Here is an 11688-nt window from a genome sequence, read left to right as displayed (position 1 = left end):
GCGGCGGCGCGACGTCCTGCGGGGCCGGGGCACCTGCCTGGACGCCCCCGCCGGCCGGGACGGACGCGTGCGCGGACGGCGCTTCCCGCGAGCCGTCGAGGGACTCGTGCTCCTGGGTCATACGTGGACCTCCTTCTCCTGCTCGGTGCCCTGGACGTCGTGGGCCCCCTGGGCGTTCTGGGTGCCCTGGACGTTCTGGGCGGGCTGGGCGGGCTGGGTGTCCGCTGCGGGCTGCTCTCCTCGGTACGGCTCCTCGGCGGGCCGCCGCTCCTCCGCGGACTGCTCGCCGACCGCCCGCACCCCTGCCGCCGACGGCTCCGGGGCCTGAGGGACCGCTTCCGTGCGCCCGGCGTTCCCCGCGGCCCGGTCCGTCGGGATCGCCGCACCGTCCGTCCGGGTGAAGACGGCCATCTGCGTGGGCGCGCCCACTTCCGGGTCCTCGTCGCCGACGGGCACGAAACGCACCGCGTAGCCGTTGCGCCCGGCCACCCCCTCGGCCCAGTCCGCGAACTCGGCCCGGCGCCACTCGAACCGGTGGTCCGCGTGGCGCACGTGCCCGGCGGGCAGCGTCTCCCAGCGCACGTTGTACTCGGCGTTCGGCGTGGTGACCACGACCGTGCCCGGCCGTGCGGCGCCGAAGACCGCGTACTCCAGCGCCGGCAGCCGGGGCGGGTCGACGTGCTCGACCACCTCGCTGAGCACTGCGGCGTCGTACCCGGCGAGCCGGTCGTCGCGATAGGTCAGCGATCCCTGGAACAGGGCCACCCGCTCGGCCTGCCGCTCCCCCATCCGGTCCAGCCGCAACCGGCGCGCCGCGATGCCCAGGGCGCGCATCGAGACGTCCGACCCGACGACCCTGGTGAACCGCGCCTCCTTCAGCAGCGCGGCCATCAGGTGCCCTTCGCCGCAGCCCAGGTCCAGCACCCGTGCCGCGCCGGCCGACCGCAGCGCGTCCAGGATCGCCTCCCGGCGCCGCACCGCCAGCGGCGTGGGCCGCTCCTCGACCTCCTCCGGCACCTCCTCGGCCACCGCGTTGTCCAGGTCCTCGGCCGCGACGTCGTCCCGGTCGGCCAGCCTCGCCAGCTCCAGCCGCTGCGCCGCCTGCCGGGTGAGCGACCACCGCCTCGCCAGGTACCGCCCGGTGATCAGCCGCTGCTCGGGATGGTTCGGCAGCCATCCCTCGCCGAACCTCAGCAGCTTGTCCACCTCGTCGGCCGACACCCAGTAGTGCTTCGCGTCGTCCAGCACCGGCAGCAGCACGTAGAGGTGGCGGAGGGCGTGCGCGAGCCGCACCTCGCCCTCCAGGACGAGCCGCACGTAACGCGACGCGCCCCACTCCGGGAAGACGGGGTCCAACTCGACCGGCTCCGCCGCCACGCGCCACCCCAGCGGCTCGAACAGCCGGGCCACCAGGGCCGCCCCGCCCTTCGCTGGCAGGACCGGCACCTCGATCCGCAACGGCAGCGCGGCCGCCGCCCGCTCCGGACGTGTCCGGCACTCGCCGCGCAGCGCGGTCGCGAACACCGTCCGCAGCGCCACCGCCATCAGCGAAGAGGCCGCGTAGGGACGGTCGTTCACGTACTGCGCGAGCGCGGTGTCCGCCGAGCCGCCGCGACCGCCGCCGCCCTTGCCCCGGCGCGCCAGCGCGGGCGGATCGACCTCCAGGAGGAGAGCGGCCGTCGTCCGCTCGACCGTCGCCTCGGGGTAGAGGACATGCGCCGTGCCGTAGGCCGTCGAGAAGACCTGTGCCTTGTCAGGGTGCTTGTGCAGCAGGAAGCCCAGGTCAGTGGCCGGAGCCTCCGCCTTGCCAGTGAGGGTGATCGTCAGGAACACCTGTCCGAGTATTCACGGCGCCGTCCCGCTCCGCACCGGTTTATCCACTGCCCCGCGTCCATCCCGTCGCCCGTCCGACCCACCTCCCGTCTCCCATCCCGCCGCGCCACCCACGCATCCTGCGCCCGCAGCCGTACCTTCATGTGAGCGGGCACCTCACACCGCTCTCCTCGCCCCACACCTCAGATCCGCACCTCGTATCTCGGTATCCCGCGCCCAGCACCTTGCACCCCGCTCCTCGCCCGGGACCTGTCATGCCGTTCCGTCCCGACTCTCCCTCCCCCCGTGCCGACGCGCCGACGCGGGACCGGGAGCCGCTCAGCCCTCGCACCGCAGCGCCCGGCTGATCGCGCTGATCCCGTCGGGCCCCACCCGGCAGCAGCCGCCGATGAGCCGGGCGCCGGCCCGGCGCCACTCCGTCACCACCGCCGGGTCGAAGGCCGAACCGCCGGTGAACCGGCGGCTGTCGGCGTCCCACCGCTCGCCGCTGTTCGGGTACGCCACGACCGGCTTGGAGCTGACCTCCGCGGCCAGCCGCACCGCCGCCGCGACGTCCCCGGGAGCACAGCAGTTGACCCCGACCGCCAGCACCTCGGCCCGCCCCGCGGCCAGGGCGAACGCCTCCTCAAGCGGCTGGCCCGCGCGGGTCCGCCGTCCTTCCACGGTGAACGACAGCCAGACCGGCACACCCGTGCCCTCGGCCGCTCTGAGCATCGCCTCCCCTTCGTCGGTGTCGGGCACCGTCTCCAGTGCCAGCATGTCCGGCCCCGCTTCCGCGAGAGCCTCGATCCTCGGCCGGTGGAACCTCTCCAGCTCCCGCACGGTGAGGCCGTACCGGCCCCGGTACTCGCTGCCGTCGGCGAGCATCGCCCCGTACGGCCCGACCGACGCGGCCACCCGGACCGCCGCGCTGTCCGCGCCGCCCGCCATGGCGGCCCGACGGGCGAGCTGGACGCTGCGCCGCATCAGCTCGGCCGCCCGAGCCCGGCCCAGACCCCGCCGCGCGAACCCCTGGAAGGTCGCCTGGTAGCTGGCCGTGGTCAGCACCTGGGCGCCCGCCCGCACATAGGCGAGGTGAGCCGCGTGGACCTGCCCCGGCTGGTCCGCCAGCAGCCGGGCCGTCCACAGCGGATCGGACAGGTCGCACCCCTGGACTTCGAGCTGGTTGGACAGCCCGCCGTCCAGCACCAGGGCGCGGCTTCCGCACCCCTGTGCCGTGAACGGGGCCGGCGTCGGGGGCGGACCGGAAGCCGCGGCCTGATCCATCGGGCCTCAGCCCAGCTGCGGCTTGACCTGCGAGGCGATCAGCTCCAGGTGGTCCAGGTCGCCCAGGTCGAGGATCTGGAGGTAGACGCGGGTGGCGCCCGCCTCGGCGTACCGGCCGATCTTGTCGACCACCTCGGCGGGCGAGCCCGCGAGCCCGTTCTCCTTCAGTTCGTCGACCTCACGGCCGATCGCCCCCGCCCGCCTGGCGACCTCGGCGTCGTCCTTGCCCACCGCCGCCACGAGGGCGTTGGAGTACACCAGATCGCCCTCGGCCTGACCGGCGGCCCTGACCGCGGCGCGCACCCGGTCGAACTGCTTGGCGCTGTCCTCCACCGACGCGAACGGCGCGTTGAACTCCGCCGCGTACCGTGCCGCCAGCTCCGGTGTGCGCTTCGCGCCCATCCCGCCCACCAGCACCGGCACCTTGGCCTGTGCCGGCTTGGGCAGTGCCGGCGAATCCTTCAGCTGGTAGAACTTCCCGTCGAAGTCGAACGTCTCACCGACCCGCGTCTCCCACAGACCGGTGATGACGGCCAGCTGCTCCTCCAGCCGTCCGAACTTCTCCTTCGGGAAGGGGATGCCGTAGGCGGTGTGCTCCGCCTCGTACCATCCCGCGCCGAGCCCGAACTCGACGCGTCCACCCGACATCTGGTCGACCTGCGCCACCTGGATGGCCAGGACGCCGGGCAGCCGGAAGGTGCCCGCGGTCATCAGGGTGCCGAGCCTGATGCGCTTCGTCTCCCGGGCCAGGCCCGCGAGCGTGATCCATGCGTCCGTCGGGCCGGGCAGCCCGTCACCACCCATGGTCAGGTAGTGGTCCGATCGGAAAAAGGCGTCGTAGGAGAGCTCCTCTGCCGCTTTGGCCACCGCCAGTAGCGTGTCGTAGCTCGCCCCCTGCTGAGGCTCAGTGAAGATACGAAGATCCATATCTCCATCCTGCACCAGCCCACCCTCATCCCGGGCCGCCACGCCCCAGGGAGCGGAGCTGGTCATTGGCCTCCTCCACCGCGTCCAGGGCTTCGACGCACTGCCAATAGGCCTGTTCGTCGGCGGCCGTGCCGATCAGGCCGATCAGCGCCCGCCCGATCCCTACGAGCAGCGCGTCCAGAGCCGCCAGTGCGCGTTCGGGGTGACGCACCGTGGTCAGCTGTGCCACCCGGGAAGCTCCCGCCCCGGTGAGGACCGCCGTCCGCCCCCCGCCGAAGGTCTCGGCCGGCGGCAGCAGCTCCGCCAGTGACGGCGGCACACCCCCGACCCGCCCGGCGGGCTGCCCCGGGATGGACACCGAGTCCTCTCCGCGGACACCGCGGGCCCCAGCGACGCTTTCTCGCAGATAGGGGGCCTGCCGGCCGCGCACCATCCGTACGACCGCCTCCGTCAGCTCGTACGCGTGCCACGCCTCCGCGATGACCTCCTCGGGCTGCGGATCGCCGCCCAACACTCGCTCCGCCTGTGCAACCAGTCGCGTCGCGTCCATGGCCCGCACCTTCCACCTCTGTGCGACGGCCCGTTGCCGTCGCGATCTCCGTGACTCACGGTGACAGAGATCGGACGGCCCGTGGGGGGCTGCGCGAAAATCAGCGGAAATCTGTGGATAACTCCGCCGACTGATGCTCAGCGCACTCCAGATCTCCCCGGCACCTGTGGATAACCCGTCACTCGACCGGGTGATCCCGGCGGGGAAAGCGCAGCTCGTTGCGGTCGATCTTCGCGTCAAGAGCCGCCAGCACGTCGATGTCGAGTACGGCGCAGAACTGGAGCAGGTACGCGAGCACGTCCGCGACCTCGTCCTCGACCCGAAAGGCGGTGGCGGCGTCGGCCATGACGGAGGCGGACTGCTCCGGGGTCAGCCACTGGAAGATCTCCAGCAGTTCGGATGCCTCCACGCTGAGCGCGGCGGCGAGGTTCTTCGGCGTGTGGAAGGGCTGCCAGCGACGCGCGGCGGCGAATTCCACCAGGCGCCGCTGGAGTGCGGTGAGATCGGGTGCGTCGGTCACACCGACCGGTCTACCGCACCGCCAGGTGTGCCGACGACCCGGGTGGATCCGAAGCCGCCGCGTTCTTCGGCTTCCTTCCCGCCGGCCGCCCCGCGCGGCCCCGCGCGGTGGCCGTCGGAAGCGGCCCCGGCCGGCGCGGCCACCGGGGCAGCGGCGCCGTCCGCCTCCCACCACGGAAGCTCCCACGCCTGGGCCTCCTGGGTCGGAGCCGCGGCTCCGACACGGCCCGGGCGGTCGGAGGCGGGCCGTTCCTCCACGGGCATGTCGACGTCCGCACCCCGCGCGGTGCCTTCCCCGTCCACCTCCCGCACCGCCGACCGCGGTTCCGCGCCTTCTCGGGCGGGTGGTCGTCCACCGCCGCCGGTCTCTCCGCCCGCCGCGACGACGCCGGACCGCGCGGCCGGCAGGGTGGCCGCGGGCGCCGAACCAGCCGGCGTCGTGGTGTCGGGCGCCCCGCGACCGGAGGCGTCCAGGCCGTTCGGCCTCGCTTGGACCGGTACCCGGTGCTCGCCGCCACGCCGCAGCCCGGTCGGTGTCCCGACCGCGTCCTCACCGACGACCTCCAGCGACACCCCCTCCTCGTCACCCGCGCACTCCGGGTCCTGGACCGTGGCGAGCAGGCGGATGTGGCCGCGCGCCGCCGCGACCCGGGCCAGCCGGAGCAGTTCGGCCGCCTGCCGGCGGTCGACACCGAGGTCCAGGCCGTCCGCCACGACCGTCAGAACCTGCCCGGCCGGCAGGAGTTCCGTGCTCGTGTCGACGTCGAGCACACCGGGGCCGGTGAGAAGGACGAGCGCGAGCGCGAGAAAGCGCAGCTCGCCGTCGCCGAGCCGGTCGATCGGGACCTTGCCCTCCGCACCGCGGTCCACGGCCGCGATCACCCCGTCGACGGTGGGCTGCCGGGCCGCGGACGCGAGGCGCGCCGGGATGGCGGTCAGTCCCTCGACGGGGCCGGCGCAGACCGCGCGCATCGCGTTGACCAGCATGCCGTGGCGGATTCCGCACTCGCCCTCGGTCCTGGCGAGCACCGCGGACAGGTTGTCGCACGCGCTGCGCAGCCGTCCGTCGCCGAGTTGGACCGGGCCGCGCATCAGCTCCGGCCGGGGCGCGATGGGGAAGACGCCGCGCAGGGCGACGACGGTCTGCTCGACCGCGGCGAGGACGAGCCGCTGGCCCTCGGTCCGGCCGGACACCCGCAGCGGGAGGAGAGAGGTCGCCAGCCGGTTGTCGGGCAGCGGGGCCCGCGTGACCGGGACGGCGCCGGCGGTGTGCCACGCGGCCTGGACCATGGGCCGGGCGGGGTCGCGCAGGGCCGTGGTGAGCAGTGTCTCGCCGATGCCGGTCAGCCGCTCTCCGACGATCCGCAGGGTGGGTTCGACCTGGACCGCCAGATCCAGGCGGACCGGGCCCAGCGGACCGTTGGTGGTGCAGCCGAGCCGGAATCCGCGCCGGCCCTGCCCGTCGGGGCGGGCGCCCTGCGGCACACACGCCGCGGCCCCGCCCCGGACGACGGCCCTGCCGCGCGGCGCGGAGAAGATCTCCTGCAACTCGGCGCCGGAGGCGAGCCTGCCCAGCAGCGCGAGCCCTTCCAGAGCACTGGACTTGCCTGTCCCGCTCGCACCGGTGAGGAGGGTGATCGGCTCCAGTGCGAAGGTGGCGCCCCGATGCGATTTGAAGGCCGAAAGGCGCAGTTCGGTGACGATGGGGCGCTGCTGGCTGCTGCTCATGGGCGCGAAGGTAACCACCTCTTGCCTCGCCGAACCGTTCCACCTGTCGATTCGTCATTCGAAAGAGGGATCTCCGGCGTGATCCGCATGGAATCAGGAAAAGCAGAAGGACAGAATGACAGCGGATCGGATCGCCGGTGCCCGAACCCGGCGGTCGGACCGCTCCCCCGCTCCGCGTGCCCGCCCCGCCGCACCCGCCCCCGGTGACGCGGCGCACACGACGGCCCTTGTCCGGTACCACCCCCGCAGGAGGCAACGCTCGCCCTGGATATCGTGAAGCGCGCCGGTCGACGGCTGCTGTCGGCCGAGGTGTTCGAGGAACCGGCTGCCGGGGCCCCCGGCCAAGGCGGGCGAGCGCGCCCGCCGACGACCCCTGGTCTGCACGAGTACCGCGACCGGGCACACCCGGCCGGGAGAGGCACTAGCTTTGCTCAGATGACGAAACCCAGCACGGCAACGAGGTACGTCGCGCTGCTGCGCGGCATCAACGTCGGGGGCCATGCCCGGCTCCCCATGGACACTCTGCGAGGGCTGCTCGCCGCCATGGGCGGCACCGAGGTGCGAACACACCTGCAGAGCGGCAACGCCGTCTTCACGCACGCGAAGGAGGACCCGGACGTGCTGGCGGCGGAGCTGGAGCGCCGGATCGCCGACGACTCGGGCCTCGATGTCGCGTGCCTGGTCCGGACGGGGACGGACCTGCGGCGGGTCGTGGAGTCCAACCCGTTCCCGATGGACGGCGTCGACGGTTCCCGGTTCCTGGTCGTCTTCCTCTCGGGGCCCCCGCCCCTGGACAAGCTGGCCACCCTCGACCAGGACAGCTACGCCCCGGACGAGTTCCGCCCCGGCGAGCGGGAGATCTACGCCCACCTCCCGGGCTCGATCCGCAACTCGAAGCTCGCCGCGCGGTTCACCGACCGCTGGCTCGGTATGACCGCCACCGCCCGCAACTGGAACACCGTCGCCAGACTGCTGGAGCTGAGCGAGGCCTGACCGCCTCCGTGCCCCCGGCACCCGGGGGCGCTCAGAACAGGCGGCTCAGCTCCGCCGCGTTCTCCCGCGTCACCCGCCAGAGCTCGTCCTGCCGGCCCAGCACGTCCGCGACCGCCGCCGGGTGGTCGTCCAGCACGGCGACGGCCCGCTCGGTGAGGATGTCGGCCAGGTGCCGCTCGTGCACCGAGACTCCCCACTCGGCGCGGTCGACGTCCGCCAGGAAGTACGCCATCTTCGGGTGCGAGACCAGGCTGATGATCGGAGTGCCGCAGCCGAACGGGATCATGCCCGCGTGGCCGCGCATGCCGATGACCAGCCGAGTCCGGGCGTAGACGTCCAGGATCTCCGCGGTCCCGTAGTCGTACATCGGGATCACCGGCAGGCTCACCCCGTGGTCACGGCGCAGGTCGACGGCGATCCGGTCGTCCTCGGGCGTGTGCGCGGCGCAGCGGACCTCGGCGTGCCGGCCGATCCGCCGTACGGCCTCGGCCAGTTGGGCCAGGAAGTGCCCGTAGTCGTGCCCGAAGCGCATGCCGGACCGGTCGTAGGCGGCGTTGAGCAGGACGGTGTCCTCGCGTTCGGCCGGGTCGCGCCAGCCGGGCACCAGGTGGCGGGTGACCGTGGTCGGGCACGGCTGGTAGCGGACGCGGTCCTGCAGCCCCGGCGGCAGCAGCCGGCGCACCTGGGCTATCGAACCGTGGTTGCGCAGCCCGAAGAACGCCGATTTCTCGACCAGTTTGCGCACCGCTGTGGCGAACCGCTCCTGCCGGTAGGACTGGCCGTCGAAGGTGTTGAAGCCGACCGCGTACACCGCCAGCGGTACGGTGATCCGCTCCAGCAGGTCGTCCGGCACGTTCCACTGCCAGGCGCTGTTGCCGTTCGGCGCGGTGTCCGGCAGGAAGAGCCCGCCGCCGCCGACCACCACCCCGCGCCGGGCGTTGACCTGCCGCAGCGCGGCCTCGTCGAAGAGCCGGTGGGCGTGGACGGAGTGCCAGTTGCGCGGGCCGGTCTCCGGGTCGAAGGCCAGTCGCACCGACTCCGGCAGCACCCGGTCGCCGGCGTTGCCGCGCATCGGCATGTAGAAGGCGACGTGGGCGAGCTGCTTGCGGGCCGGGCCCTCCCGCACCGGTTCCGGACCGCGGGTGCCGGGCAGGTCCAGGTCGAGGCGGAGCAGGGCGTTCCGGCTGGGGGTGTGCGTCGGGTCGACGGACAGCCCGGCCAGGGCGTATCGCCTGGACTCGGCGTCCTCGCCGCGCACCCAGGTCAGCTGCGCGAGGCGGGAGAACGCGGAGGCCGCGCGGCCCGGGTCGGCGGTGGCCAGCAGCAGGTGGGCCTGTGCCTCGTCGTAGCGGGAGACGCTCGTCAGCGCGAGCCCGAGCACCTCGTGCGGCCACGCGTCGTCCAACGGGACCGGCAGGGCGGAGAGCAGGTCCACGGCCTCCTGGTACTCGCCCGCCTCGATCTGGGCGGCGGCCACCCGGCGGGCGGTGGCCAGATCCCCGGTCCGCGCCACATGCGGCAGGCCGAAGTGGGCCAGCAGGTCGTGGTGGACGGCACCGGGCAGGGCCAGGAACTCCGCGTGGAAGGCGGCGTCGCCGTCCGCACCGCCGTCCGCGTCCGCGGCCTCGGCCTCGGCCTGGGCGGGTGCCAGGGGGCTGCCGGCGCCGATCGCGTCCAGCTGGACCGGCTTCCCGCCCCGCGCGTGCAGGACCGCCGCCAGGACGTCGGCCCCGTCGCGGGCGGTGCCGGTGCGCGCCTCGGCGTCGAGCCGGGCGCAGAAGTCGTCGGTGAGGTGGTCCTGCTGGACGACGAGCAGCCGGCCGTCCAGCGCCGGAACCCCGTCCGCGCCGCCCCCGCCGCCGGGGACCGAGGGCGCGGCCAGTCCGTCGCGCAGCCGCAGCAGCCGTGTCAGCCGCCCCCGGACGGTCAGTTCCGCGTCCAGGACCAGGAGGGTGCCGTACTCGCGTATCCGGAACGCCTCCAGGGGCGCGAACCGCGCGACCCGGGCCGGATCGCCGCCGGCGTGGGCCAGCAGCCGTTCCGTGTCGACCGGGCGGAGTACGGTGCGCGGGCGCAGCGCGCGGATGCGTTCGACGGCGGCGTCCGGCAGCCCGTCGTGCAGGACGAGGTAGTCCTCGCACACGGTGGGGTTGGACAGTGCCAGGCTGCGCAGCAGCGCGAGGAAGCCGGGCAGCCGGGGACCGTCGACGTACGTGGCGAAGGCCACCCGGCGGCGGCCGGTGAGGGCCGCGGTGGCGGCGTCGGCCGTGCCGGCGGGGGCGGGGCTCTGGTCGGCGGTGCTCATCGCAGCGATGTCACCAGGCCGTTGACGTGCTGGGCGCGTTCCATGACCCACGCTTTCTCGTCCGAGTGGTCGGCGGGGGATGATGCCGGCTGTCCCATCGCCTCGGGCAGCCGGTAGGCGCCGGATTCGAGGAAGTCGAAGCCGATCAGGTCGAAGCGCGGGCTGACGTCCAGGAAGTCGATCAGCCACATCAGGTTGAAGCCGGTGGTGGGCGTCTGCGGCCAGACCTCCGACCAGACCCGGCCGAGGTCGCGCACCGGCCAGCGCAGCGAGTTGTCGCCGACCCGCTCCTGCGCGCCCGGGACCAGGCGCTCGCGCACGGCCGCCCGGTACGTCTCGGGCTTCTGGGTCACGATGACGCGGGTGCCCGCCCGGACTCCCCAGTTGTGCGGGTTGCGGCTGCTGGTGACGTGCACGTCGGTCCGGGTGCCGGTGGCGGCGGCGTCGATCCGGAAGGCGTTGAAGCGCACCACGACGTCGTAGGAGTCGATCTGCGGGCCGAGCGACCCCGCCCCCAGCGAACCGGAGTTCGCGACAAGGCAGATCGAGCGCCCGGCTATCAGGTCACGCAGGCCGCCGGCGCTCACCCACTCGACGCCGCCCAGGGTGGGGTCGGGCTGCGGCAGCCCGTGCCGGACACGACGCAGGCCGGCCCAGTGCTCGGCCGCGCCGGTCAGCACCGCCGGATCGTAGGAGGGCACGCCGGACGCGAGCGCCGCGAACTGCTCCTCGACCAGCGCCGCCGCCTCCGCCTCCACGTCCTGTGGCGGCTCGCCCAGCACCGGAACCGGTCGGCCGGCCCTGGCCAGCGCCTGGGCGATCCCCTGCTCGTGCCGTGCCCGCGCCGCCATCGGAGCGAGCTGCTCGGCCAGGCCGAAGGGGTCCTTGTCGGTCTGCGCGAGGTACCGCTCGTAGGCGTCGACGGCACCGGCGGTGTCCCCGGCCGCTTCCAGCACCCGGCCGCGCAGCAGCCACCCGGCGCGGGACTCGGAGCGCTCGGTGAGCACCCACGCGCTGACCACCAGTGCGGTCGGCAGCGCGGCGGGACCGTGGTCCACCGCCTTGCGGCCGACGTCGAGCAGGGCGTCCAGCAGGCCCGCGGCGTCGCCGCCACCCTTCGCCGGCAGCGCGTCCAGCGCGGCCGACAGCCCGCCGTCCCGCCCCTCGTGCAGCCGGGCGCGAAGGTCGGCGCAGGCGCGCAGGCACGAAGACGTCGAGGTCCGGGGCACGGGCGTGACGGGCTGGGACCGACCGGCTCCGGACGTGTCCGCTTCCTCCCGATCGCGCGACCGGAACCAGCGGCCGCGAGTCTTCGTCATGGTGCTCCCACCGTTCTCGCCCTGGCTGCCGACGTTGCGGGCACAGGCTAGGAGCACCCGATGGCCCCCTGGTTAACCCCTGCGGGCCAACGAGCGAACGCGAGTTCGCCCATCGAGCCGGGACGCCGACTGCCCGCCGAGGAGAAGAGGCCCCAGCACCGACGAGCTGGGCAGCCGCCCCCGGTCGGGGCTCTTCGTCCCGGGCGCCGTGCCACGGGGGCACCCGTTGCAGCGAGCCGCTCCGGGTT

9 protein-coding genes are annotated in these 11688 nt (G+C 73.9%); 1 reads left to right on the top strand and 8 read right to left on the bottom strand.

Going from position 1 to position 11688, the window contains the following annotated elements; translation table 11 throughout:
• Nucleotides 1-117: 117 nt before the first annotated feature.
• From BS72_RS26230 to BS72_RS39645, 6 genes are all read right to left on the bottom strand, one after another.
• On the bottom strand, nucleotides 118-1833 hold the full coding sequence (locus BS72_RS26230; protein ID WP_078901646.1) for a 3' terminal RNA ribose 2'-O-methyltransferase Hen1: 1716 nt from the start codon (nucleotides 1831-1833) through the stop codon (nucleotides 118-120).
• A gap of 318 nt (nucleotides 1834-2151) precedes the next feature.
• A complete protein-coding gene (gene mmuM / locus BS72_RS26225; RefSeq protein ID WP_078901645.1) occupies nucleotides 2152-3099 on the bottom strand; it encodes a homocysteine S-methyltransferase in 948 nt (315 codons plus the stop codon).
• Nucleotides 3100-3105: 6 nt separating this feature from the next.
• Nucleotides 3106-4026 (bottom strand): LLM class F420-dependent oxidoreductase, encoded by a 921-nt coding sequence (locus BS72_RS26220; protein WP_037914112.1) that lies wholly within the window; start codon nucleotides 4024-4026, stop codon nucleotides 3106-3108.
• 25 nt (nucleotides 4027-4051) lie between these two features.
• On the bottom strand, nucleotides 4052-4576 hold the full coding sequence (locus BS72_RS32810; RefSeq protein WP_051951719.1) for a DUF6099 family protein: 525 nt from the start codon (nucleotides 4574-4576) through the stop codon (nucleotides 4052-4054).
• 178 nt (nucleotides 4577-4754) lie between these two features.
• Complete coding sequence (locus BS72_RS26210) at nucleotides 4755-5096, bottom strand: nucleotide pyrophosphohydrolase (RefSeq protein ID WP_037914111.1); 342 nt, start codon at nucleotides 5094-5096, stop codon at nucleotides 4755-4757.
• Nucleotides 5093-6823, bottom strand: coding sequence for an AAA family ATPase (locus BS72_RS39645; protein WP_063836140.1), 1731 nt, complete (start codon nucleotides 6821-6823; stop codon nucleotides 5093-5095). Before BS72_RS39645 ends, BS72_RS26210 begins: the two co-directional genes overlap by 4 nt.
• 435 nt (nucleotides 6824-7258) lie before the next feature.
• Here BS72_RS39645 and BS72_RS26200 point away from each other — a divergent pair, with 435 nt between their 5' ends.
• Nucleotides 7259-7816, top strand: coding sequence for a DUF1697 domain-containing protein (locus tag BS72_RS26200; protein WP_037914109.1), 558 nt, complete (start codon nucleotides 7259-7261; stop codon nucleotides 7814-7816).
• A 31-nt stretch (nucleotides 7817-7847) separates the two neighbouring features.
• Here the strand turns inward: BS72_RS26200 and BS72_RS26195 are convergent, their stop codons facing one another.
• Together BS72_RS26195 and BS72_RS26190 are read right to left on the bottom strand one after the other, a co-directional pair.
• Nucleotides 7848-10121 carry a polysaccharide pyruvyl transferase family protein gene (locus tag BS72_RS26195; RefSeq protein WP_037914107.1) on the bottom strand — a complete coding sequence of 758 codons (2274 nt, stop codon included), beginning with the start codon at nucleotides 10119-10121 and terminating at the stop codon, nucleotides 7848-7850.
• Nucleotides 10118-11350 (bottom strand): glycosyltransferase family 29 protein, encoded by a 1233-nt coding sequence (locus BS72_RS26190; RefSeq protein ID WP_051951717.1) that lies wholly within the window; start codon nucleotides 11348-11350, stop codon nucleotides 10118-10120. Before BS72_RS26190 ends, BS72_RS26195 begins: the two co-directional genes overlap by 4 nt.
• Nucleotides 11351-11688 lie beyond the last annotated feature (338 nt).

The sequence above is a fragment of the Actinacidiphila yeochonensis CN732 genome, assembly GCF_000745345.1.
Classification (GTDB): Bacteria; Actinomycetota; Actinomycetes; order Streptomycetales; family Streptomycetaceae; genus Actinacidiphila; species Actinacidiphila yeochonensis.
This window is presented reverse-complemented; position numbering and strand designations above follow the sequence as displayed.